The sequence below is a fragment of the Bacillus sp. MD-5 genome (assembly GCF_002201875.1).
Classification (GTDB): Bacteria; Bacillota; Bacilli; order Bacillales; family Bacillaceae; genus Bacillus; species Bacillus stercoris.
In genome coordinates, this window is record NZ_CP021911.1 from 3,463,410 (window position 1) to 3,488,073 (window position 24,664).

General features: G+C 42.5%; 27 protein-coding genes. 14 read left to right on the plus strand and 13 right to left on the minus strand.

The window, feature by feature from the left end; all coding sequences use genetic code 11:
- Positions 1-12: 12 nt before the first annotated feature.
- The 5 genes from rbsA (at position 13) to CDO84_RS17505 (ending at position 4,492) form a co-directional block, all read left to right on the plus strand.
- On the plus strand, positions 13-1,494 hold the full coding sequence (rbsA, locus tag CDO84_RS17485; RefSeq protein ID WP_040081616.1) for a ribose ABC transporter ATP-binding protein RbsA: 1,482 nt from the start codon (positions 13-15) through the stop codon (positions 1,492-1,494).
- Position 1,495: 1 nt separating this feature from the next.
- Positions 1,496-2,464, plus strand: a complete 969-nt coding sequence (gene rbsC, locus CDO84_RS17490; protein WP_040081615.1) for a ribose ABC transporter permease RbsC — start codon at positions 1,496-1,498, stop codon at positions 2,462-2,464.
- Between the two features lie 12 nt (positions 2,465-2,476).
- Positions 2,477-3,394 (plus strand): ribose ABC transporter substrate-binding protein RbsB, encoded by a 918-nt coding sequence (gene rbsB / locus CDO84_RS17495; RefSeq protein WP_040081614.1) that lies wholly within the window; start codon positions 2,477-2,479, stop codon positions 3,392-3,394.
- A gap of 109 nt (positions 3,395-3,503) precedes the next feature.
- A complete protein-coding gene (locus CDO84_RS17500) occupies positions 3,504-4,040 on the plus strand; it encodes an SH3 domain-containing protein (protein ID WP_014665617.1) in 537 nt (178 codons plus the stop codon).
- Between the two features lie 155 nt (positions 4,041-4,195).
- Complete coding sequence (locus tag CDO84_RS17505) at positions 4,196-4,492, plus strand: DUF3892 domain-containing protein (protein ID WP_014665619.1); 297 nt, start codon at positions 4,196-4,198, stop codon at positions 4,490-4,492.
- Positions 4,493-4,529: 37 nt separating this feature from the next.
- On the opposite strand, the gene CDO84_RS17510 is transcribed toward CDO84_RS17505, so the two are convergent.
- From CDO84_RS17510 to alsS, 3 genes are all read right to left on the minus strand, one after another.
- Complete coding sequence (locus CDO84_RS17510; protein ID WP_014665620.1) at positions 4,530-5,057, minus strand: NAD(P)H-dependent oxidoreductase; 528 nt, start codon at positions 5,055-5,057, stop codon at positions 4,530-4,532.
- Between the two features lie 99 nt (positions 5,058-5,156).
- Entirely contained in the window at positions 5,157-5,924 is a 768-nt protein-coding gene (gene budA, locus CDO84_RS17515) for an acetolactate decarboxylase (RefSeq protein WP_040081613.1), read from the minus strand.
- 61 nt (positions 5,925-5,985) lie between these two features.
- Positions 5,986-7,698, minus strand: a complete 1,713-nt coding sequence (alsS, locus tag CDO84_RS17520) for an acetolactate synthase AlsS (RefSeq protein WP_040081612.1) — start codon at positions 7,696-7,698, stop codon at positions 5,986-5,988.
- Between the two features lie 156 nt (positions 7,699-7,854).
- Here alsS and alsR point away from each other — a divergent pair, with 156 nt between their 5' ends.
- A complete protein-coding gene (gene alsR, locus CDO84_RS17525; protein ID WP_014665623.1) occupies positions 7,855-8,763 on the plus strand; it encodes an acetoin biosynthesis transcriptional regulator AlsR in 909 nt (302 codons plus the stop codon).
- A gap of 210 nt (positions 8,764-8,973) precedes the next feature.
- Entirely contained in the window at positions 8,974-10,302 is a 1,329-nt protein-coding gene (locus CDO84_RS17530; protein ID WP_014665624.1) for an arsenic transporter, read from the plus strand.
- 56 nt (positions 10,303-10,358) lie between these two features.
- Here the strand turns inward: CDO84_RS17530 and CDO84_RS17535 are convergent, their stop codons facing one another.
- The 3 genes from CDO84_RS17535 to cotH all read right to left on the minus strand — a co-directional run bounded on the left by CDO84_RS17535 (position 10,359) and on the right by cotH (position 13,447).
- Positions 10,359-11,036: a DUF2642 domain-containing protein gene (locus CDO84_RS17535; RefSeq protein ID WP_040081611.1), complete on the minus strand. Its 678-nt coding sequence runs from the start codon at positions 11,034-11,036 to the stop codon at positions 10,359-10,361.
- A 58-nt stretch (positions 11,037-11,094) separates the two neighbouring features.
- Positions 11,095-12,231, minus strand: coding sequence for a hypothetical protein (locus CDO84_RS17540; protein WP_040081610.1), 1,137 nt, complete (start codon positions 12,229-12,231; stop codon positions 11,095-11,097).
- 127 nt (positions 12,232-12,358) lie between these two features.
- Positions 12,359-13,447 carry a spore coat protein CotH gene (gene cotH / locus CDO84_RS17545; protein ID WP_040081608.1) on the minus strand — a complete coding sequence of 363 codons (1,089 nt, stop codon included), beginning with the start codon at positions 13,445-13,447 and terminating at the stop codon, positions 12,359-12,361.
- 141 nt (positions 13,448-13,588) lie between these two features.
- On the opposite strand from cotH, the gene cotG reads away from it, so the two are divergent.
- The 3 genes from cotG (at position 13,589) to CDO84_RS17560 (ending at position 15,445) form a co-directional block, all read left to right on the plus strand.
- A complete protein-coding gene (gene cotG, locus CDO84_RS17550) occupies positions 13,589-14,161 on the plus strand; it encodes a CotG/ExsB N-terminal domain-containing protein (RefSeq protein WP_082032945.1) in 573 nt (190 codons plus the stop codon).
- 173 nt (positions 14,162-14,334) lie between these two features.
- Positions 14,335-14,952: a flavin reductase family protein gene (locus CDO84_RS17555; protein ID WP_040081606.1), complete on the plus strand. Its 618-nt coding sequence runs from the start codon at positions 14,335-14,337 to the stop codon at positions 14,950-14,952.
- A 157-nt stretch (positions 14,953-15,109) separates the two neighbouring features.
- Positions 15,110-15,445, plus strand: coding sequence for a DUF4181 domain-containing protein (locus tag CDO84_RS17560; RefSeq protein WP_040081604.1), 336 nt, complete (start codon positions 15,110-15,112; stop codon positions 15,443-15,445).
- Positions 15,446-15,449: 4 nt separating this feature from the next.
- Here CDO84_RS17560 and ggt read toward each other — a convergent pair whose 3' ends face one another.
- On the minus strand, positions 15,450-17,027 hold the full coding sequence (gene ggt, locus CDO84_RS17565; RefSeq protein WP_040082500.1) for a gamma-glutamyltransferase: 1,578 nt from the start codon (positions 17,025-17,027) through the stop codon (positions 15,450-15,452).
- Between the two features lie 213 nt (positions 17,028-17,240).
- Here ggt and chrS point away from each other — a divergent pair, with 213 nt between their 5' ends.
- Genes chrS through chrA form a run of 3 tightly spaced genes read left to right on the plus strand, consistent with a single transcriptional unit; the run spans position 17,241 to position 18,851 of the window.
- Positions 17,241-17,717: a chromate efflux transcriptional regulator ChrS gene (gene chrS, locus CDO84_RS17570; protein ID WP_014478181.1), complete on the plus strand. Its 477-nt coding sequence runs from the start codon at positions 17,241-17,243 to the stop codon at positions 17,715-17,717.
- Between the two features lie 13 nt (positions 17,718-17,730).
- A complete protein-coding gene (chrB, locus tag CDO84_RS17575) occupies positions 17,731-18,318 on the plus strand; it encodes a chromate efflux transporter subunit ChrB (protein ID WP_040081602.1) in 588 nt (195 codons plus the stop codon).
- A complete protein-coding gene (gene chrA / locus CDO84_RS17580; RefSeq protein ID WP_014665634.1) occupies positions 18,315-18,851 on the plus strand; it encodes a chromate resistance efflux protein ChrA in 537 nt (178 codons plus the stop codon). The genes chrB and chrA overlap by 4 nt, the downstream gene beginning before the upstream one ends.
- Positions 18,852-18,877: 26 nt before the next feature.
- On the opposite strand, the gene CDO84_RS17585 is transcribed toward chrA, so the two are convergent.
- Complete coding sequence (locus tag CDO84_RS17585; RefSeq protein ID WP_040081601.1) at positions 18,878-19,099, minus strand: hypothetical protein; 222 nt, start codon at positions 19,097-19,099, stop codon at positions 18,878-18,880.
- Positions 19,096-19,641 carry a flavodoxin family protein gene (locus CDO84_RS17590; RefSeq protein ID WP_014665636.1) on the minus strand — a complete coding sequence of 182 codons (546 nt, stop codon included), beginning with the start codon at positions 19,639-19,641 and terminating at the stop codon, positions 19,096-19,098. Before CDO84_RS17590 ends, CDO84_RS17585 begins: the two co-directional genes overlap by 4 nt.
- 122 nt (positions 19,642-19,763) lie before the next feature.
- Here CDO84_RS17590 and CDO84_RS17595 point away from each other — a divergent pair, with 122 nt between their 5' ends.
- Positions 19,764-20,645, plus strand: a complete 882-nt coding sequence (locus tag CDO84_RS17595; protein ID WP_040081599.1) for a LysR family transcriptional regulator — start codon at positions 19,764-19,766, stop codon at positions 20,643-20,645.
- Between the two features lie 84 nt (positions 20,646-20,729).
- Here the strand turns inward: CDO84_RS17595 and CDO84_RS17600 are convergent, their stop codons facing one another.
- From CDO84_RS17600 to CDO84_RS17615, 4 genes are all read right to left on the minus strand, one after another.
- A complete protein-coding gene (locus tag CDO84_RS17600; protein ID WP_040081598.1) occupies positions 20,730-21,446 on the minus strand; it encodes an endonuclease V in 717 nt (238 codons plus the stop codon).
- A gap of 106 nt (positions 21,447-21,552) precedes the next feature.
- Positions 21,553-22,206: a hypothetical protein gene (locus tag CDO84_RS17605; protein ID WP_040081597.1), complete on the minus strand. Its 654-nt coding sequence runs from the start codon at positions 22,204-22,206 to the stop codon at positions 21,553-21,555.
- Positions 22,207-22,282: 76 nt separating this feature from the next.
- Positions 22,283-22,834, minus strand: coding sequence for a hypothetical protein (locus tag CDO84_RS17610; RefSeq protein WP_040082499.1), 552 nt, complete (start codon positions 22,832-22,834; stop codon positions 22,283-22,285).
- A gap of 5 nt (positions 22,835-22,839) precedes the next feature.
- Positions 22,840-24,657 (minus strand): T7SS effector LXG polymorphic toxin, encoded by a 1,818-nt coding sequence (locus tag CDO84_RS17615; RefSeq protein ID WP_040081595.1) that lies wholly within the window; start codon positions 24,655-24,657, stop codon positions 22,840-22,842.
- Positions 24,658-24,664 lie beyond the last annotated feature (7 nt).

A 24,664-nucleotide genomic window follows, 5' to 3' on the forward strand; every position in this document is an offset into this window, starting at 1 on the left:
GGAGGAGGAAACATGCAGATTGAAATGAAAGACATTCATAAAGCATTCGGAAAAAACCAGGTGCTATCAGGCGTTTCCTTTCAGCTCTTACCTGGCGAGGTTCACGCGTTAATGGGAGAAAACGGCGCCGGCAAGTCCACGCTTATGAACATTCTGACAGGCCTGCACAAATCGGATCAAGGTCAAATCAGCATAAATGGAAACGAAACGTATTTTTCCAATCCAAAAGAAGCGGAACAGCATGGGATAGCCTTTATCCATCAGGAATTGAATATCTGGCCGGAAATGACTGTTCTGGAGAATCTATTTATCGGTAAGGAGATATCCTCCAAGCTGGGCGTTTTACAAACAAGAAAAATGAAAGCGCTAGCAAAAGAGCAATTTGATAAACTCTCTGTCTCTCTTTCTCTCGATCAAGAAGCTGGTGAATGTTCTGTTGGACAGCAGCAAATGATTGAAATCGCAAAAGCGCTTATGACAAATGCCGAAGTGATCATTATGGATGAGCCGACCGCTGCTTTGACCGAACGAGAAATCAGCAAGCTCTTTGAGGTCATTACAGCATTAAAAAAGAACGGCGTCTCCATTGTCTATATTTCTCATCGCATGGAAGAAATTTTTGCGATTTGCGACAGAATTACCATCATGCGTGACGGAAAAACGGTGGATACAACAAACATCTCAGAAACTGATTTTGATGACGTCGTCAAAAAAATGGTCGGACGGGAGCTGACTGAACGATATCCAAAACGCACTCCTTCTCTCGGTGACAAAGTATTCGAGGTGAAAAATGCCTCCGTAAAAGGGCGTTTTGAAGATGTCAGCTTTTATGTTCGTTCCGGTGAGATCGTCGGTGTATCAGGATTAATGGGAGCCGGCCGGACAGAAATGATGAGAGCGCTGTTCGGCGTTGACAGGCTGGACACGGGCGAATTATGGATCGCTGGGAAAAAGACAGCTATTAAGAACCCGCAGGAAGCGGTGAAAAAAGGACTCGGCTTTATTACAGAGAACCGCAAGGATGAAGGGCTTCTGCTCGACACCTCGATTCGCGAGAATATTGCCCTGCCCAATCTGTCCAGCTTTTCACCAAAGGGTCTCATTGATCACAAGCGGGAGGCTGAATTTGTCGATCTGTTAATCAAACGCCTGACTATCAAAACAGCATCACCGGAAACGCACGCACGCCATTTGTCAGGTGGAAACCAGCAAAAAGTGGTGATAGCCAAGTGGATCGGCATCGGACCGAAAGTGCTTATCTTGGATGAGCCAACCAGAGGTGTGGATGTTGGAGCCAAACGAGAGATTTATACGCTGATGAATGAGCTGACCGAACGCGGCGTCGCTATCATCATGGTGTCATCAGAGCTGCCGGAAATTCTCGGAATAAGCGATCGGATTATCGTGATCCATGAAGGCAGAATCAGCGGAGAAATCGATGCGCGAGAAGCAACACAAGAACGAATTATGACACTTGCCACGGGAGGGCGGTAATATGAAAACGGAACAACTGCAAACAGAACACAAACGGATTCACTTCGACGGAGTCATGCAAAAACTCGGCCCGTTTCTTGGTTTATTTATTCTCGTAATCATTGTATCTATTTTAAATCCCAGCTTTCTTGAACCACTGAATATATTAAACCTGCTTCGCCAGGTCGCCATTAACGGATTAATCGCGTTCGGCATGACGTTTGTGATTTTGACAGGCGGCATTGATCTTTCTGTCGGCGCTATTCTTGCTCTGTCCAGCGCTTTAGTTGCGGGAATGATTGTATCCGGTGTTGATCCGGTTCTCGCGATCATCCTTGGCTGTATCATTGGTGCCATGCTCGGCATGATCAACGGATTATTGATCACAAAAGGAAAAATGGCGCCCTTTATCGCCACACTTGCGACTATGACTGTGTTTCGCGGACTGACGCTTGTGTATACTGACGGAAATCCAATTACCGGACTTGGCACAAACTACGCTTTTCAGATGTTCGGACGCGGTTACTTTTTAGGCATTCCTGTACCGGCAATTACGATGGTTCTTGCCTTTGTCATCCTTTGGGTGCTTCTTCATAAAACACCATTTGGACGCCGAACATACGCTATCGGCGGCAACGAAAAAGCCGCGCTCATTTCAGGCATCAAAGTGACACGCGTGAAAGTGATAATCTATTCTTTAGCCGGACTTTTGTCCGCTCTTGCAGGTGCCATATTGACTTCCCGCCTGCATTCAGCCCAGCCGACTGCCGGGGAATCGTACGAACTTGATGCTATCGCGGCAGTCGTCTTAGGCGGGACAAGCCTTTCCGGCGGCCGCGGCCGCATTGTCGGCACGTTAATCGGGGTGCTGATCATCGGCACACTTAATAACGGGCTTAATCTGCTTGGCGTCTCATCATTTTATCAGCTGGTTGTCAAAGGGATTGTTATCTTAATCGCGGTATTGTTAGACCGCAAGAAGTCAGCATAGGAGGGTTTTTACATGAAAAAGGCTGTATCCGTCATTTTAACGTTATCATTATTTTTGTTAACCGCCTGTTCGCTTGAGCCTCCTAAATGGGCAAAGCCATCAAACTCGGGGAACAAAAAGGAATTCACCATCGGCTTGTCCGTCTCAACGCTTAATAATCCTTTTTTTGTCTCATTAAAAAAGGGCATCGAAAAAGAAGCTGAAAAACGGGGAATGAAAGTGATCATTGTGGATGCACAAAATGATTCATCGAAACAGACAAGTGACGTGGAAGATTTAATTCAGCAAGGCGTTGATGCATTATTAATCAACCCGACTGATTCTTCGGCGATCTCAACGGCAGTAGAATCTGCAAACGCAGTCGGTGTGCCCGTCGTCACAATCGATCGATCCGCCGAACAAGGAAAAGTTGAAACTCTCGTTGCTTCCGATAATATAAAAGGCGGTGAAATGGCCGCGGCGTTTATTGCCGACAAACTTGGAAAAGGAGCAAAGGTAGCAGAGCTAGAAGGCGTGCCTGGCGCCTCTGCCACACGGGAACGCGGCTCCGGATTCCATCACATCGCAGACAAAAAGCTCAATGTCGTCACAAAACAATCAGCTGACTTTGACCGCACCAAAGGCCTGACAGTCATGGAAAATCTGTTGCAGGGCCATCCTGATATCCAAGCTGTTTTTGCTCACAATGATGAAATGGCGCTCGGTGCCCTCGAGGCAATTAACAGTTCGGGGAAAGACATATTGGTGATCGGTTTTGACGGCAATAAAGATGCGCTCGCTTCCATTAAAGACGGGAAGCTATCAGCCACCGTCGCTCAGCAGCCTGAATTAATCGGTAAACTGGCTACAGAAGCAGCAGATGACATTTTGCACGGAAAAAAAGTAAAAAAATCAATATCCGCGCCTCTCAAACTAGAAACACAAAAATAATAGTCAAGGATCAGATTTTTATCTGATCCTTTTTCATGTTTAGAAACCTGCGATAACGTGAATAGGGATATAGAGTGAATTATTTCTCTTACGTGAGGAGAGGAACGACATGAACAAACCAATAAAAATATTTTCAACTTTAGCACTTGCGGCTGGAATGACTGCGGCTGCTGCAGGCGGCGCTGACACGATCCATGCTCAACAGCCAGAAACAACTGTAAGCATTGATGATTTATACAGTTATCCGATTGATTCTTATTTGGTGTCAGCAGAGGCTCTAAATGTCAGAACGAAGGCTTCCGCATCAAGCCAGAAAGCCGATACACTGCACTTAGGCGATAGCTTAAAGCTGATTTCCTTCTCAAATGCTGACTGGGCAAAGGTTCATTATAAAAACGGAAAAACAGGCTTTGTCTCCACTCATTACATTGTAAAAGCAGCAACAACAGTAAAAACCAAAACAAAAACGAAAGTATACACATCCGCTGACGGAAAGAGCATCAAGACTCTCCCAGCAAACACAAGCGTTTCTTTTTTAGGCTGGAGTAAAACGAATAAAGGCGGTTTTGATTTTGATTGGGTATTCGTTGATTACGGCGGTGCGACAGGTTATATGAAAACACAGGATTTACACATGACAAAATAACTGAGAGGGATTCCGTATTTGTGCGGAATCCCTTTTATTATGAATGGATTTGTCACATTCCCACGATATTTCTCAGGAAATATTGTCGTATGCTGTGTCAAAACCTTACATGATCATCGACATTTTTGTTCACGCTAAAAAGCGGAGGTGTAAATATGGATCAATTTGAAGCAGCATATGAATCGTATAAAGCCCGGCAAACAACTGCCGATCAGGAAAATGTTCCATCTGGAAAAGAAGAAATTATTGCGGTTAGAAGAAATGAGGAAGACAATATTATCGCAGTGAAAACCAATACAGGAAGAGAGCTCGATTACCCTACAGCGCTGTCAGAAGCAAAAGCAGGAAAGCTCGCTCATGTTGATGTCTTTCATAAATACGGGCGTGACATTTTGCGAAGTGAACCGGACGGCACGAAGGAAAATAACCTGTCTGAACTGCCGGATTTTTAATCACAAACAGCCCTGCCATGTCGGGCAGGGCTTTCTTTTAAACAAAAGGCTGCTGGATGTATTCGGCTAATCGTTTTGCACTGAGAGAAATATCCTCTGAAGTTGCATAATTCACGCCATAGAACACATATGGAGGCAGATACTTCATACCGATCAGATTACTCGTGGCCTGAAATGGTTTCAATAGCTCACTGATCGAGTAATGATTGGCGCCGCCGGCTTGATATTTTTCCGCTTCGCTTCCTGTTGACACAGCCAGCATCAGCTCCTTGCCATGCAAAGCATTTCCTTCTGAACCAAAAGCCCAGCCGTAAGTCAGCACAAGATCCTGCCATTTTTTCAAGAGCGGCGGAGAGCTGTACCAATATAGCGGGAATTGAAAGACAATCCGATCGTATTGCTCGCACAACTGCTGTTCCTTCGCAACATCTATCGCTTCGTCCGGGTATTCCTTATAAAGATCCCGTACTGTGATATTGTCATGTTTGCTCAATTCTTCAGCCCACGCCTTATTAACAACTGACGTCTCCATATGAGGATGAACTGCCAAAACCAATATTTTCATCAGACCACACCCTTACTGTTTTGATGTTATTTTATCTAAAATCAGGAAAAGAGCCAAATAAAAAGAAAGCCCTGCAAAAAGGGGCTTTCTTTTTTTCTTTTATTCAGGGCTTCCTTCAGTTGTTTCGATATCTTTCGCAAAATCAGGGTTATCCAGATTCGCATTAAAGAAATCCGCTGTGTTCGGAAGTCTGAGATTCATGTTCATTTTTTGAGAAATCGTAACCGTGCAATCCTCTAGCACATAGTCAAAAACGTGTCCGCCTGAATTGCGTCCTTCGTCAATGAAGTGCAGATGATAGCCAGAAACGGCGATTCCGTTTGCATAAGCTGGCGTCAAGAAACCTACGATCGTTCCTCGCACGTTGTCGAAGTTGAAGATCGGCTGTGTTTTGACCGCTTCAACCATTGGCACGTAAGGTTTTTCTTGCAATTCTACCGTCCTTGTCTGCACCTTTTTAAACAGTCCGTCAATACGGATTGCGTAAAATAAGTTTTTGCTTGGCAGAATGCTGTTGATCTCTTTTTCAAACTCTTCACGTGTCATTTTCGCATCAATTTTGTGCGTCATGTCCAGTGTAAAGAATGTAAATGAACAGAACGGTGAACGGTCCCCTTTTTGGACCGGTGTCGCGGTTCCGTCTGAGCGGAGACGGTAAAATTCTCCGTCAAACCCAATCAGCTCTCCGTCAAGCTTGTTAAAGGTTCCGATACCGAAGTCACCATGTTTCGGAATCTCTGACAGTTCAAAATCCCCGTCATATACTCCGTCTAATAGAGAAGTCATTGTTGATACTTGATAAATCTGGCTCACAGGCTGATCTTTTTGGCCGCGGTGGAGCACTTGAATGTTGCTTTCGCGTTTCATATTTCCCTTCACTCCTTTTAATTAGTGCTGTTCATAAAACAGTGTCGTGATGCGCAGAGTGCTAGAGAGCTTTCGTTTTCATGAGTTCCCCGAATTCTTTCGGAAGCTTGTCACTTGCTAAATTAATGTTATCACTATAGTCAACCGGGACATCAATGATAACAGGACCTTCAGCGTTCATGCCTTGACGCAGAACATCTGCCAGCTGGTCTGGTGATTCTACGCGCAAGCCAGTTGCCCCGAAGCTTTCCGCATATTTCACGATATCGATATTTCCGAAATCGACCGCAGATGTACGGTTATATTTTTTCAATTGCTGGAATGCAACCATGTCATATGTGCTGTCGTTCCATACAATGTGTACAATTGGTGCGTTTAGTCGAACTGCTGTCTCTAACTCCATTGCTGAGAATAAGAAACCGCCGTCACCAGAGACAGAAACCACTTTTTCTCCCGGTTTCACCAATGAAGCGCCGATTGCCCAAGGAAGCGCAACGCCGAGTGTCTGCATACCATTACTGATCATTAATGTTAACGGCTCGTAGCTGCGGAAATAACGTGACATCCAAATCGCGTGTGAACCGATGTCACAGGTCACTGTAACATGATCATCGACTGCATTACGCAATTCTTTAACGATTTCAAGAGGATGCACTCTGTCTGATTTCCAATCTGCAGGCACCTGCTCACCCTCATGCATATATTGTTTTAAATCAGAAAGGATTTTCTGCTCACGTTCTGCAAAGTCCACTTTTACAGCATCGTGTTCGATATGATTGATCGTGGACGGAATGTCACCAATCAATTCAAGTTCCGGCTGGTAAGCATGGTCAATGTCAGCAATAATCTCGTCTAAATGGATGATTGTCCGGTCTCCATTGACATTCCAGAATTTCGGATCATATTCAATTGGGTCATAGCCGATAGTCAGAACGACATCCGCCTGCTCAAGCAGCAAATCGCCAGGCTGGTTGCGGAATAAACCGATCCGGCCGAAGTACTGATCCTCTAAATCTCTTGAAAGGGTACCGGCAGCCTGATATGTTTCAACAAATGGAAGCTGAACCTTTTTCAAAAGCTTGCGAACCGCTTTAATCGCTTCCGGTCTTCCGCCTTTCATGCCGACTAAAACGACAGGAAGTTTTGCTGTTTGGATTTTTGCGATGGCCGCACTGATTGCATCATCTGCTGCAGGACCGAGTTTTGGCGCTGCGACAGCACGCACGTTTTTCGTATTTGTGACTTCATTCACAACATCTTGCGGAAAGCTCACAAAAGCGGCCCCAGCCTGCCCTGCTGACGCTATCCTAAATGCATTTGTAACAGCTTCCGGTATATTTTTTACATCTTGAACCTCTACACTGTATTTTGTAATCGGCTGAAATAGCGCCGCATTATCTAAAGATTGATGTGTCCGTTTTAAACGATCTGAACGGATCACGTTTCCAGCAAGCGCAACGACAGGGTCTCCTTCAGTGTTCGCTGTCAGCAAACCTGTTGCCAAGTTAGATGCACCCGGCCCTGATGTGACTAACACGACCCCCGGTTTTCCAGTTAAACGGCCGACTGCTTGCGCCATAAATGCTGCATTTTGTTCGTGCCGGGCAACGATAATTTCAGGTCCTCTATCTTGTAAAGCATCGAATACCGCATCAATTTTTGCACCCGGAATGCCAAATACATGTGTGACACCTTGCTCCACTAAGCAATCAACAACAAGCTCCGCCCCTCTGTTTTTCACAAGGGATTTTTGTTCTTTTGTTGCTTTTGTCAACACCCTCACTCCTTATTATGCATTTTAACGTAAAATTTTAAATGACTTGTGATACGTTTCACTATACACTCTTTGGAAATTGACCTCCAATATCGATTCGCCTTATGATTAATATGTAATACGAATTATTAACCTATGGAAAGGAATGCATATTGAATGGAGCTTCGCCATCTTCAATACTTTATCGCGGTAGCCGAAGAGCTTCATTTCGGAAAGGCTGCCCGACGGCTGAACATGACGCAGCCTCCTCTCAGCCAGCAGATCAAACAGCTGGAGGAAGAAGTCGGGGTGACGCTTTTGAAAAGGACAAAACGATTTGTCGAGCTTACCGCAGCAGGAGAAATCTTTTTAAATCATTGCCGCATGGCATTGATGCAAATCGGACAAGGAATTGAACTGGCACAGCGGACGGCACGCGGCGAGCACGGCCATCTCGTAATCGGTTTTGTCGGATCAGCTACATATGAATTTCTGCCGCCGATTGTCCGGGAATATCGCAAAAAATTCCCATCTGTAAAAATAGAGTTACGTGAAATATCCTCGTCTAGGCAGCAGGAGGAGCTACTAAAGGGCAACATTGATATTGGTATACTTCATCCTCCCTTACAGCATACAGCTTTGCATATCGAAACCGCCCAAAGCAGCCCTTGTGTTTTAGCTTTGCCTAAGCAACACCCATTGACTTCTAAAGAATCAATTACGATTGAGGATTTAAGAGATGAACCAATTATTACTGTAGCTAAAGAAGCATGGCCTACTCTATACATGGATTTTATTCAGTTCTGTGAGCAAGCGGGCTTCCACCCCAACATCGTCCAGGAAGCTACAGAATACCAAATGGTGATTGGTTTAGTCAGTGCTGGAATTGGCATTACATTTGTTCCTTCCTCAGCCAAAAAATTATTTAATTTGGATGTAACTTATCGAAATATGGACCAAATACAGCTTAATGCAGAATGGGTTATCGCTTACCGCAAAGACAATCATAATCCGCTTTTAAAGCACTTTATTCATATTTCAAATTGTCAGCAGACAAGAACTAAAGAGAGTGATGCAGGTACATGAACGATACTTGCAATCTCTTTTTTCTTTTGGGATTCTTATGGAATTTTTATTAATATAATATAATCGCTTAGTACAACTTCATATCAGTATACGTATACATACAGTACAAATAGTTGGCAAGGACATTAGTAAGCGCATGACAATCGTCTGATTTTAAAAATGAAAGATAGAGAGGTGAAGTAAATTATTGAGTTCACCAGCATATTAACATTGCTCGCTTTTTTCGCAACACTGATTTTTATTTACTGGAGGCCAAAAGGACTAAATGAAGCTATCCCCGCAACATTAGGCGCTTTAATGGTTTTATTGTGCGGAAGTGTGTCATTGGCAGACTTAGGGGAAATAGGAACAAAAGTCACGGGTGCATCGGTTACAATCCTTGCCACTATGATTATGGCCATTGCACTGGAAAGCTTTGGTTTCTTTTATTGGGTGGCTGCAAAACTGCTCCAACAATCCAGGGGTTCTGGCATCAAGCTTTTTTGGCTAACCAATTTGCTCTGCTTTCTCATGACCATTTTCCTAAATAATGATGGGAGCGTTTTGATTACAACCCCAATCCTTTTGCTTGTACTAAAATATTTAGGTTTAAAAAAACATCAAAAAACCCCATATTTATTAAGCGGTGTTTTAATAGCCACAGCCTCTAGCGCACCGATTGGCGTAAGTAATATTGTGAATTTAATTTCTCTCAAAATCATTGGAATGGATCTTTATCTTCATACCGCCATGATGTTTGTCCCTAGTATGATGGGACTCATTTTTATGACTTGTCTACTGTTTATGTTCTTTTATAAACGTCTTCCCAAAAGCCTGCCAGATATACCGGGCCATTTTCAGTCTCTGCAGCATAGAAGGTACCATCCTCTTCATTCGCCGTCAGCTCCTTTACGAGAACGAAATCAAACAAAAATCATGCTGTTTGTGCTTGCATTTGTTTTTCTCGTCAGATTGAGTCTATTTGCAGCATCATATACCGGTATTTCTGTTCCTCTTGTCGCTGTCATCGGGTCTGTTATTCTTTTGGGCTGGAGATGGATTTATTTCAAAACCCCCCCAAAAGACTTGTTATACAAATCTCCTTGGCACATTTTTATATTCGCTTTTACTATGTATGTCTTAATTTATGGTCTGCATAATATCGGATTCACTGAGTTGCTTGTGAGCTATTTTGAACCAGTGGTTTCTGGAAGCCTCGCCCATGCAACTTTCGCATCGGGTATCTCTACTTCAGTCTTTTCTAATCTATTTAACAACCATCCAGCTTTAATGATCAGTACTTTTACCTTAACTGAAATGCCACTGAATCCTTCAACAACAAAAATCATCTACTTGGCAAATATTATCGGCAGTGATATCGGTTCATTATTATTGCCTATAGGAACCTTAGCAACGCTTATTTGGATGCATATACTAAAACAGCATGATGAAAGTATTTCATGGGGCGAATATATCAAAACGACCATTATCATCATTCCGCTGACTGTTCTTTTTACGTTGGCATGTTTATATGTTTGGATCAGTTGGTTATTTCTTTAGCACAGGATGAAACAAAAAACTGCCTTCTGTTTTTCGAGAGGGCAGTTTTGCATACACTAGGGTAGATGCATTGTCTTTAGATGATTTAACTTCCAAATGACCGGCTCTCCACTTGCGTTAATCAGCTCAATTATATTATTGGAAACATCTTTTAATAGTCCGACTTTTTCTGGCACCTCTCCCATATCGAATATGACCAATTCACCAATATATTTTTTGATCTGCTCCTCAAAATTACGGACAAGAGGAACATTGGAAGGCACGACAGGCAATTGTGAGTTATCAAGAGTATACGGTGTTTGTTCAGTTGAATAAGGGGTAAACCACTTTAAATGATGCATAGATATAAAAAGGATTTTAAATACGGGTGAGAAAAATACAATATAATCGTTTAAAACGTTTGTAACATACCCATGTATCGAACGACCCCCAGTTACATAAACTTCAATAAACTGGCCTTTGACCTTGTTTAATGTATTTCTATATGAAAAAGCTTGAGTTTCTGCCTCCGTCATAGAATCTTCTGGATTGATCAAAATTGATTTCTCAGTGTTGGTCATTATTTTCGCCTTGTTCATTTGATGAAGATGCAGCAATGGAATATAAAGATAATTGCAGCCATCAAATATAACAAAAATATCCTGTCCGACATCTATGAGGGTGCCAACAAACCTTGTATCTCCTGAAATGACAACCTCAACATCTGTGTCAAGTAATTGATTCAAACCTTTCACTATTCTCCTCCTTTAACTGAAAAAGGGCATCACTCAATCTGATGCTCCCCGTTATCAATTAAAATTTGCGTTTCCAGTGATAGTCTATCGTTCTGACAATCGTTTCATAGCTATAATCTTCTTTTTGTCTTCCTGAATTTTTGAAGGAACTTGAATAATCTGATGATCTTGGTGATCGTTTAGATGATTTTGACGAACTTTTTGAACGTGACGAACGACCAGATTTGGATGATTGATAATCTGAAGATTTTAGTGATCGTTTGGATGATTTTGATGAACTTTTTGAACGTGACGAGCGACCAGATTTGGATGATTGATCATCTGAAGATTTTAGTGATCGTTTGGATGATTTTGACGAACTTTTTGAACGTGACGAACGACCAGATTTGGATGATTGATAATCTGAAGATTTTAGTGATCGTTTAGATGATTTTGATGAAATGAACGAACTGCTGTCTTTATCATGATTGTCTTCTTGGTTTTGCTCATTCTTTTGATCCTCTTTTTTGTGCGACCCTTTTGGACCTAAGCTGATGCTTTTTATGTGAAAAGGATAGATGCGAAGCACCTCTTGATTTTTCACTAAAGTATAATGGCCGTCAGCATTATCTACAAGGATACCCTCAATTGCTTCCGGACCTCCACGATTAATGGAAACCCATTTATGAGTTAGGCTCTTAAAAACCTCGCTTAAATCATCAGCTTCCAGGACACCTGCTAGCGTCTGTTCTTCTATTTTCAAATCGGGCTCATGTTTACTTATGCTTTTGATGTGATGGATATTAAAATACACTACTCCATCCTCATTTGTGTGTAACGCAGCGTAATCATCTCCCAGCCAGACCAATCTCCCTTTTTTAGATTCTGGACCCCCTTGATTAAATTGAACTGATTGGTTCATTAATTGTCCGATTAAGCTATGAAAATCATCAGCGTCGGGCATTTCCTCAGTCTCAATTGTTGTGGTGCTATTATTGGTATCCTCAGTAATGCTTTTCACATGATCCAACTGATAATAAATTATTTTCTTTTCAGCTTGTAAAGCAATATAATCTGATTTTACAGCTACTAATTTTCCTTTTTTAGATTCCGGACCTCCACGATATACAGTAACAATTTTATCTTTCATTGAGTGCAAAAAGTTATAATAAGATATTTCATTATTTGAATGATATTTCATTCTCCTCTTGCTCATTCAAATTCCTCCTAGTCACTTATACATAGATGATAAACATACTGCATATATACGTGTCACATTTATTTGTTGAACTAATTCAATAGCCTAATTGTCGCTTTTTCAGCGGATACCCATTTTCACACATTTATAAAATACTTAAATGATTATTGAGGTATTGTGAACGGTTTATAATATACTCGCAGATCACATCCGGCTCACGGTCAAAACGCTCAATATCATTCTTTTTATACGGGTCCATCAGGACAAACGGCCTAATCCGTTCATACATCGCCATGATTTTCGGTTTCATATATTCTATTGTAAAAAGAGATTGGAGCGTTTTTTCTAACAGGCGCTTGTAAGACCTGCGAAAATCGGGTTCATCCAATATACGGGCGGTTAGTGTATTAAATCCTTGAATCCTTACATAATCGGCAGCCATCCGCTCTCCATGGATATCCCTGCCCCAGGTCGCGTCATAATCCCAAGGAATCACCTCAAATAATCCGGTTTCCCCGCTTCTGTATAATGCGTAGTTGTGGACAAACCCGTCATAGTTTGAGGTGAATACAATACCGGCAAGCCATCGCAAATACTTATCGACATCCACATGCTTTGTCACTTCTGATTTAAACTGAGCTTTAGGGACAGTATTAATTTTAAAAATCATATCCTGTAAATAAAAATCATCCTCCTCAGTCCCTGTCTTCTTTTCATATCCAAGCTCCAGCGAGGTCTTCGTTTCTCTTTCCAAATCGCTCATCAGAGAAAAGTTAGCATCATCATCCACCGCGTAAAAAATCGCACCGTCCGCCAGCTTCCTTTTTGCTAAGTAATATTCATCAACGGATTCTAGTTCAAGATAAATCCCTTCATTCTTCCCATTCAGCTTTACAAACACAAACTCTGCCTTTGGAGACAGTGTCCCTAGCTCTGAGAAAAAATCCAGAGACAATTTGTTTCTCATCAAGGAAGGATCTTTATACTCCGCATTTAAGTGAATCTCTCGTGCGCCGCGGAATAACTTAGGCTGATAAAAGGAAATATGGTATGACTTCTTTTTGAAGTCTCTGATATGTGATCCCCGATACGCAATATCAATATCCAGCCTTTTTTGGTTTACCTTCATCACAGCCGGCACCGGATCATCGTCCCATATATCCTTTTTTAATTCACGCAAATCTTTTGGATGAACAAACAGCTGATAAAGCGGTAAATTGGATTGATTCTTCATCCATAATCCCCCTTACAAATTTTAGGCGTTTATTTTTATGCGATCTCAGCGGAACACTTATACACTTTTTAAAACCGCGCGTACTATGAGGGTAGTAAGGATCTTCATCCTTAACATATTTTTAAAAAGGAGGATTTCAAATTGGGCCACTACTCCCATTCTGACATCAAAGAAGCGGTGAAATCCGCTAAAAAAGAAGGTTTAAAGGATTATTTATACCAAGAGCCTCATGGAAAAAAACGCAGTCATAAAAAGTCGCACCGTACTCACAAAAAATCACGCAGCCATAAAAAATCATACTGCTCTCACAAAAAATCTCGCAGTCACAAAAAATCATACTGCTCTCACAAAAAATCTCGCAGCCATAAAAAATATTACTGTTCTCACAAAAAATCTCGCAGCCACAAAAAATCACACCGTTCTCACAGAAAATCTCGCAGCCACAAAAAATCACGCAGCTTCAAAAGATCGTTCTGTTCTCACAAAAGATCTCGCAGCTTTAAAAAGTCACGTCGCACACACAAAAGATCTCGCAGCTTTAAAAAATCATGCCGTACACACAAAAGATCTCGCAGCTTTAAAAAATCATGCCGCACACACAAAAAATCTTACCGTTCCCATAAGAAACACTGCAAAAAGCACGATGATTATGACAGCAAAAAAGAATACTGGAAAGACGGCAATTGCTGGGTAGTCAAAAAGAAATACAAATAATTTAAGTTTCCATTGTTTCAATAGGCTGCCGGCTGAGGTACGGAAGCCTATTTTTTCATTTCCCCTGTATTAGATATATGTCATGACATAACATATGCAACCCGCATCATTTGGTTTCCTCGAAACCATTTCGTTATAATCAAGATATCCTAACGATAAAGGCGGTTGTTGCCATGTACATATTTCAAGCTGACCAACTTAGTGCCAAAGACACATACAAGCTATTGTCAGGTACCGTTATTCCCCGCCCCATTGCATTTGTGACAACACTTTCTTCAGGAGGAACGGTAAATGCCGCGCCTTTCAGCTTTTATAACGTCGTCAGCTCAGATCCTCCGCTCCTCAGTATTTCTGTGAACAGGGCGGGAGGGCGCCAAAAAGATACAGCGCGAAACGCAGTGGAAAACGGAGAATTTGTCGTTCATGTCAGTGATGAAGACATCATTGAAGATATCAATGAAACGGCTGCAAACTTAGGGCCGGATGAAAGCGAGCTTACGCGCACCTCGCTTCACCCTGTTGAAAGCAACGCTGTTTCGGTTCCCGGCATTCAGGAAGCCCGTGTTCGCTTTGAGTGCACATTAGAGCGGCATATTACCTTTAACAATGATCAAGGAGTCACTACAGCAGATCTGCTCATCGGAAGAGTCGTCTGCTTCCACCTAGACGAAAAGGTGTATGATGCAGAAAAGGGATATATTTTGACAGATGAATTAAAGCCAGCCTCACGATTGGCGGGAAACCATTATGCCAAGCTCGGGGAAGAATTCACACTGATTCGTCCCAGCTGAACAGAAGGACTATTTAAATAGAAGAAACTAGTCAAAAAGACCTTGTGATTACATAATGTTACCTATAAAAAAAGAACACCCGGAGAAAGCTTCGGGTGTTCTTTTATGAAACGTTTTTCCTTTTTCTTCGTATAAAGGTAGATTAGGAGGAATTGGAATGACAAACTTTTGGATTTTAATGCTGATCGCTATTACCACCAGCATGGCCTCTCAATTTTTTATAAAGAAAAAATACGGTATTGATAATTCCGGCTGGCGATATAAACATGTCAGCAGTACACACAAATGGATCGAAATCATTTTACTTATTTTGTTTGTGTTTTCACTCTCCTTTTTTCCAGTTGAATATTTGCTTCTCTTATTTTTTATTGTGATTGACTCAATACGTATTTTTGTGGAGTGGAATTATAGACCTGAAGATAAACAGTATATGTACCACATTGTAGAGGTCTCCCTCCTGTTTATGCTTTTGATTTATATTTGTATCCTATAGTTATTTAAACCCCCACAGCCGCTCCGTCTCCCCGGGGATCAGCTCCGCCTTGGAGAAATCCTTCTTCATCAACTTTGATTGCTGCCGCATGTCCCATCAGCGGATCATAGTCACCGACAACCTCCACGAGATGTCCGCTGTCTTTCAGTTTTTGGATTGTTTTCTCTGTGAATCTACCCTCGACTCTGAGGCCTTCGTATTCCTCTCCCCACGTTCTGCCCCATACCCAGCGCGGTTCGCTGATTGCCTGCTGTGGATCCATTCCGTAATCCAGCATTCGGGTAATGATGGCCGTCTGGGTCTGCGGCTGGCCTTCGCCGCCTTGTGTTCCGTACAGGATTTTCGGCTTTCCGCCTTTACAGACCATAGCCGGCATCAGCGTATGGAAGGTGCGCTTTCCCGGTTCAAGTGTGTTGACATGATGTTCATCCAATGAGAAAAATGACCCGCGATTTTGCAGCAAAATGCCTGTATCACCGGCAGTGACTGCAGAACCAAATTCAAAGTACAGGCTTTGAATGAATGACACTGCGTTGCCATCCGCATCGATTACGGCCGCATATGCCGTATCGCTTCCCACCGGCCTGCTTGCAGCCGGTACTGCGAGATAGCCGATTTCTTCTGCCAATTGTTTTGCATAACGTTTGTCCAATAGCCTTTCAAGCGGGATGTCTGCAAACGCCGGATCAGTCAGGACGGCATTCCGATCTAGAAAACTCTTTTTCAATGCCTCCACAAGCACATGATAATACGTAAAAGATCCATGTTCGATTTTGGTGAAATCATAGTTTTCCAAAATGTTCAGTGTTAATAAACCGGTAAATCCCTGAGAATTCGGCGGCGCCTGATACACACTGTATCCTCGATAATCACTTGATACAGGCTCCGTCCACTCGCCCCGGTGCGCTTTAAAATCATCGAGTGTCATGTAACTGCCGTTATTTTGTAAATACGAGACAATCCGCTGAGCGATATCTCCTTCATAAAATGCGCTTCTTCCTTTTTTGGCAATCATGTTCAAGCTCTCTGCAAGCTCTTCTTGCACAAACCGCTCTCCCGGAATAGGTGCTTTGCCTCTTCTTGTAAAAATGTCAGTTGTGTAAGGCGTGGAGACGAGCAGTTCAAGATTCGTTTCTGTGTGACGGCACTGATCGGCTGATACAGGAAACCCATTTTGGGCATAATCGTGTGCCGGCTCCAACACGTCCTCAAGAGACATGCGACCATACTCCTTCAGTACCGCATCCCAGCTATCAACCATCCCGGGCACAGTAATGGCACTGTCAATTCCCCGCAGCGGAATCACGCTTTTTCCCTTATATACATCTCTCGTTACGTTTTTTCCTGAACGTCCGGTGCCATTGTAGACTTTTACTGATTTTGTTTTCTGATGAAAGGTCAGCCAAAAGGCATCCCCGCCAAGTCCGGTCATATGCGGATACACAACCGCCAGGCAAGCACTCACCGCAACGGCGGCGTCAAATGCGTTACCTCCCTTGTCCAGTATGCGGTTTCCGGCCTGAGAAGCAAGATAATGCGGACTAACGACCATTTGCTTTGTACCGATGACAGATTTGTTCATCACAAGTCCCCTTTTTAAGAGATTTTCTTCAGTATAGGGAGCCTGATTTTTCACATCTACTGATCCGGCAGAAAAACTGACGAACTTTCTTCTTTTCGCAAACAATAAGATATTTATTCATTCATTTCGAAAACAAATAAAAAATTTTTCGTTCGAAACGTAACTTTTTATGATAAAATGATGGCTAAAAGGCTACGAAAGCAGGTGGAGCAATTGAGTCATGAATATCAAATCCCAAACCTTGTACTTGATGAGACTGATAAACAAATTCTCACCATTTTGCATGAAGAAGGAAGAATTTCTTATACGGATCTTGGCAAAAGAGTCGATTTGTCCCGGGTCGCCGTCCAGGCTCGTATCAACCAATTAATTGAAGCCGGCGTTATTGAAAAATTCACCGCGGTCATCAATCCCGCTAAAATCGGCATCCATGTATCCGTGTTTTTCAATGTCGAGGTAGAACCGCAATTTTTAGAAGAGGTCGCTCTTAAGCTTGAGGAAGAGCCTGCGGTCACCAGCCTTTATCACATGACAGGTCCGAGCAAGCTGCATATGCATGGGATCTTTGCCAACGATCAAGAAATGGAAGAGTTTTTAACAAAACGGCTGTATCCATTGCGAGGCGTCGTCAGTGTTGATTGCCAGATGCTGATCAAACGATACAAAAGCCGCATGGGAATGAAGCTGTAAAGGAGAGAAACAAATGAAAAACCATCCTTATCGGGATATGACGGCTGCAATGGTACGCACCGGCATATTAGGATTCGGCGGCGGACCTTCCGTGATTCCGCTGATCCGCCATGAAGCGGTCAATAAATATAAATGGATTGACGATGATGAATTCGGAGAAATATTAGCAATCGCTAATGCGCTTCCCGGGCCGATTGCCACAAAAATGGCTGCGTATCTGGGCTTTAAGCTTAAAGGCACATTAGGTGCCATTGTGGCGACACTCACCCACATTCTGCCTACATGTCTGGCGATGGTGGGCTTGTTTGCGGCAGTAAATGTGTTAAGCCATTCAGCAGTTGTTGCCGGCATGATAGGCGCCGTCACGCCGGTGATTGCAGTAATGCTCGGAATTATGGCGTACGAGTTTGGCCAAAAAGCGCTTAAAGGTTTCGGCTGGGTCACCGGAATCCTGTTTTTTATCATCGCTTTTATCGGCCTGCAAACGTTTCAGATCAATCCCGGCCTTGTCATTATCATTTTCTTAGCGTACGGGGCATTTCATTTTAAACTGAAAGACAAAGTCACAAATAAACATGATAAAGGAATGTCGGCCTCATGATATCGATCTATTTATTTATGGCGTTTTTTATCGCAAACCTACTGGGATATGGCGGCGGACCTGCATCTATCCCGCTAATGTTTGAAGAAGTCGTAAACAGATACAGCTGGCTTTCAAACGATCAATTCTCAAATATGCTCGCACTTGCGAACGCATTGCCGGGCCCCATCGCCACCAAAATCGCCGCGTATGTCGGCTACAGCGCAGGCGGTTGGCCCGGCTTCCTGATTGCCCTGATTGCAACCGTTGTACCGTCGGCGCTCGCATTGATCGTCCTGCTGCGCATCATCCAGCGCTTCCGTCAATCCCCTGTTATCAAAGGCATGACCCTGTCCGTTCAGCCTGTCATCGCGGTCATGATGCTCATTCTTACCTGGCAAATCGGCGCAGACGGCATCAAAGCAATCGGATGGATCCAATCTATTGTAATTGCGGGGATCTCCCTCCTTGCCATGACAAAATTCAAAATGCATCCGGCATTTTTGATTATTGCGGCGTTTTTATATGGAGGCCTTGTAATTCCTCATTTGTAGAAAAAAGCACCCTGAAAGGTGCTTTTTTATTTTGGACCAGAAATGCCGTTCGATATGACAGCTGTTTCTTCTCCTGCGTCACTCTTGATGATGTACTTGACTTGCAGCGTGGTTCCTGCCATTCTCACAGATTTCTTCAACTGGGGTGAATCGGTTTCAACATGTATCCAAACAGGAGGCTGGACCTTCCAAAATAAAAAGAATGCAAGAATCAGCATGCCAGCAATGACCGACAGCAAAAACTTCATATCGCATCGCTTCTTTTCAGTAAGCGGCTCGCAACGGACAGCGCCTGATGATCACGAAGAATATCGCCTGGACGATTGCCTTCTCCCAGCACATAACCTTTAAATGGCATTCCCATAAAATGAAAAATATGTTCAAATTGCTGAATCAGCGGCAGCCCTTTTATTTTTGGGTTGTCTCCGCCCACTGCTGTTACATATGCCTGTTTCGCTGACATTTGCTGTTTAAAATCAGGAAATCTCGGATCTCTCAACGTCTGTGACCAGCGATCAATAAACAGCTTTAATGTCCCTGACATGCCAAACCAATAAATTGGGGTGGCGAATACAAGAATATCGCACGGCAATATCCGCTCAATGATAGAATCGTAGTCATCTTGAACAGGACGAAAGCCGTCTTGGTCGTGGCGCAGATCTTCAATTGGCTGGATTCGATATTTCCGCAAATGAATGTGCTCTGCATCAAATCCTTGAACAGCCTTCTCCGCAAGAATATCCGTATTTCCGCCAGACCGAGTTCCGCCATTTATAACCGCAATTTTCATGATGCATCTGCTCCTTTGTTTACGAATGATTTTCTTCATTTTATAATGGATTCATCAATCAATACAGATGATTATTTCGATTAATCCAATCGCTAAAACCGATTTAGAAAGGAAGAGAACAAGTGGAATTGAAGCAGCTGATCACCTTTATTACGGCGGCAGAACATGTAAACTTCACCCTAACCGCCAAAATGCTTAATTATGCACAATCAAGCGTTACCTCTCAGATCAAATCACTTGAAGAAGAAATCGGGACGCCTTTATTTGAACGGCTCGGCAAGCGGCTTATCTTGACAGAAGCAGGAAAAACGTTCAAATCTTATGCACAGAAGATTATTGCGTTAACAGAAGAAGCGAAAATGGCCGCAAATCAAGTAAAAGAAACAACCGGAACCTTAAAAATCGGGGCGACGGAAAGCCAGTGCACATACCGCCTGCCGCCTATCATAAAAGAATTTAAACAGGCATTTCCCCAAGTAAAGCTCATATTCAAACCATATATCTCCAATGAACAAGCGAAAGAACAGCTCTTACAGGGCCAGCTTGATATCACCTTCATCTTGGATGTAAACCGGACGGAAGACGCACTGCACGTTGAATCTTTGATTCAGGATGAGATCAAAATGGTGGCTGCTAATGACCATCCTTTTCCTGCGGATTTACCAGTAACATTGAAGGATCTTCAAAACGAAACTCTTCTGCTGACAGAGGACGGCTGCTCGTATCGCACGCTCTTTGAGAACAATTTGCATGACTCCGGTGTCTATCCTAACAAATTGGAATTCGTCAGCATAGAAGCCATCAAACAATGCGTAATGGCCGGACTTGGGATTGGAATCTTGCCTGAAATGACAGTAAAAGATGATATTGCAGCAGGCCGAATGAAAGAACTCAATTGGCAGAGTGATTGCCCCGTTTTCACTCAATTAGCATGGCATAAGGACAAGTGGATGTCTGCGCCATTAAAGGCTTTTATCGATTTGACGCGGAAAACATTCAAATAAAATCTTTCCACAAGGACAAGGTTTTTGAGATCAGGAAAGCACACAGCATACAAAAAAACACTTGATGGCTTAGAGCCCCAAGTGTTACCCGTGATTTTTCTGATAAAACGTTCGCAAGACATGTGTTTCAAGGTCAGCCAGGCGGACAGGGATCGGCAGCCTGCTTTCTTGATTGATTAAGCTCATCGTGATCTGATAGCTGCTTTCTAAATCAATATAATTACCGCAAGACAAGAAAATAGGCTTCACGTCCCGCCGCGTCCGCAGCGCCCGGCCATATACCTCGCTGTCAATGAGAATATCGGTGTATGCGCCTACTTCATTTTCAGGCATCACGAAATCACAGCCTTTGATTTTGAGATAGGTTTTCGCAATCCCAATCGTCGGCTTACCCAGAAAAAAAGCCGCATGGGTGGCAACGCCCATATGATTGTAATGCAGATATCCGTTGCCATCAAACAAGAAGACATCCGGCTCCGTCTCCAGCTTTTTCGCTGCCTCGATGATCAAAGGCAGCTCACGAAACGCAAGAAAACCCGAAACGTACGGTACGCTGATTTTCCCCATGCTATGCACTTTTTCAATGACTTCTTTTGTATCAGCGTCAACCACGATAATACTGCACACCCCGTATGGTTCTCCGTTCTGCTCCCAATAGGCGAGATCGACGCCTGCGCAGGTGTTGATGGAGTCTGGATGGATCGTGTGGGATAGGTTGATACGATTTTTAAGGAATTGTTGTGTTTGAACAAAATCCGATTCATCTTTTAGATGAAAATCGTGAATTTGATGTATTTCCATTTTACTTGTATCCCTCTTTTCGCGCTCAATTGTCCTGCATGTCGATTTTAGCAATGACTCCAAATTATATCATTGAAAAAAGCAGATAGTATAATCTGCTTTTTTATTAATATTCATTTTTCATTTCTTTCATAAAAATATAATCCAATTGTTTAATTAATTCTTTAAGTTCAGTACATATAATATCCTCTAAAGGATTTTCCCAATCTCCGTTTTTTATTAGTTCAATCCCGTAGCTTCCGGCTTGATCACCTTCTGGGTACCACCCTACGTCAAGCAGCAATTTTTTTGTCTTATGAGAAATCTGTAGGAGATCTTGATTAAAGTCAAATAACCAAGCATCGTCATTTGCCTTTAGAGTCTTAGGATCAGTATCTTTTAAAGTAATATAATCAACGGTCCAACCAGCCGGTATCTTTAGCCTTAAGAAATTGGGAATCTGTTGGGTTAGCGGCTGCAAATTTTCTAAAACCCCGCTTCCCACATTCCAGATTTGATATTCTAACTCAACTAATAATTGTTCTATCTCATTAAAAGACTCATCTTCATAAATCTTATCTGTATGTAAGCCAGCTACTTTGATATAGTATTGATTATTTTCATAACTTACCTTAATAAAGGCCTTACGTTTTTCATTTTGCAGTATTAGTAATTCACATTTTTCTTGCATTCTTTTTTCTGAACATAAATTGTTCAGTACTACAGACCAGCCATTACAGATTTTTAATGGCTGCAATTGAGAAATATGGTCTCTTTTCATCCCGCTTCTCCTTGCACTCTACATTGTTATACTTTCTATAAAAAAACTTGCCGATGACAACACGGCAAGTTTTTAACTATAGCAATTCTAATACATCAGTAAACAAGGCATCTCCTAATGTTAATCTCCTGTTGAAAGGCTGTATATGCGGCAATTCACTCCACTCATACACAGTATCGTAGTAATCATACAAATAACTGAGTTCAATAAACCCTTTCTCTTGCATTATTTTATTAATATAGTTCGTTCCCTGAATGAATTCTAAAGATTCAGCGGTTCCTACAATGTCATAAGCGCCATCGATTAAATCGTGTCTTAGGGAATAACTATAATCTAATACATAAACAGGAACCAATTTAGATACTTTCATATTGATTTGCTGTTCTAAATGAAAACCATTTTCCCCAGAAAGACCTTGCAAATGGATATCAATTTCTCCTGAAGGATTGTTTAAATCTCTAACTTCAATTTTTTTCAAACCTTTTATTTGATTAAATTCATCAGGTACTTTTATTTTCTCTGCGCATTTGCTCTTGTACCATTCGTCTAATTCCCTATTTACAAATAGACGATGAAGCAATTCACCGATTTCAGGGTATTCATTAATAAATCTGATTCCATGTTCCATATTTTTTAACCATCCCATCTTCTTGAAGGCTCGCCTTTTTTCGTCTGCTTACCAGTTACAGGATCAAACTCTCCTAAATGCTCTGTTCTTCTGCGGTTCCACTTTTCTAATTTGCCATGCTGGGAATCCCATTGCCAATTAAATCCATCTCTATCTGTCCAAGATTTTCTTTTTAATCTTTCTTTTATTTGTATCATACCTCTATCTTCCATCCAGTTAGTTGGTTCCTTTAAACGATATCCATTTGAATTGTCTCCAACTATCTTCTCTCTATCAGCTATCGCAGCATTGTATTCTTCAGTCCGTTTCTTTTTACTGTAGTTAGTACCATTATGAGCAACGTAATCATTTTGAGTCATCCCCTCAGGTTTTTCCAACCATTGGGGTTTTTTAGACTGGCTACTCGCCATCTTCACAATCCCAAGATCCTTAACAGCCGTCTTTTCCACATCGACACGGACTGTCGGAATTCCGAATGTGAAGCCATCCGGAGTTACTGGGCGTTCTGCGTATACACGCACGTTTGTTGGGACTTTGAATTGTTTTACTTTTTCTAATGTCTTGTTAGCTGTTTGAACTTTTGAATGGGTTGCAAGCGGGATGCCTTTATCAATGTGTTTCGCCAATGCGCCGGCTCCAACTAAGCTCAGTACAGCTTCGAGCGCCCCCTGTTTCCGCTTCTCCTCAGACACTTTGTTTCCAAACATATCCCGTCCCGTGACGGCTTCTGAGAATCCGTTTGACGCAACAAGGCCGTATGCACCCATTTCTGTCATTTTGAGAATGTCTAAGGATTTGCCTGTTTTGTAGGCGTCTAAAGCGTGTTCAGCAGCGATAGCTGCTTTTCCGGTTTTGTAGATGGCTTTTCCGCCTTTGAAGGCCCGGCCTGCCCAGCCGACAACTGGTATGAATCCGGCAGCGGCCATAGCTCCTGCTGTCACACGTTCTGCGGTGGAGAGTTTTTCTCCGGTAACCGGATCAACGCCTTCGGTTGCTCTTTTATAATCATAATAGCCAGTGACTTCTCCAGTAAAGTTGCAAACTCCATCCCATGTTTTTTCGTACCATGGTTTGTTTGCTTCTTCCTCGGCTTTTTCCTGGAGACGTCTTGCTTCTGCTTGCTGGGTTTTTGCATCGATATAGGTTGTTCCTTGATTTTCTACTTCAATGACGCTTTTGTAGACTTCATTGCTGTGGAAGGCTTTTTTGTCATAGTACATAGGGGATGCGCTCTTGCCATTGCTGGTGGCCTGCATGAGAACAGAATATTTGGTGAGCACTGCGTTGTCCAGAGATTCTAAATTTTGATATTCAGTGGTCAGGGATTCATCAAGCTTATCGACAGCTGTGATCGTGTCACGTCTGATTTTTTGGGCATCGCCCATCTTATCTGCATAGTCGTCAAGCGTATACATGTCGAGATCAATAATATCGCTGATGCCTGACAAAATAGAATCGATTTCTTCTTTATGAGCGGAGACAATCTCTGAAGCCTTCAGGTCTCCATTGGGCAGCTCATGATCCAAAAATGAAGTTTCCACATATGAATCATTCAGTTCTTGATCTTTAATATCGCCTGAAATGCCATTTAAAAATGCAATTTGAGCAGAGACAAGCGTCAGCCAGCTTTCGACGATTTCGGCCTGCCCCTGAAAGAAATCTTTAATATTGTCCGCGCCTTTTCCTTTAAAATTATCGCCTAAATCTGCAACTCCCTGAAACGCTTTTTTCAGCGTGTTCAGCTGCTCCTCAAGCGTCTCATATTGCTTTTTTCTGCTCTTCGCTTCTTCGATTAAAGATTTTGATTCAAATACTTTACTCATCGCACTG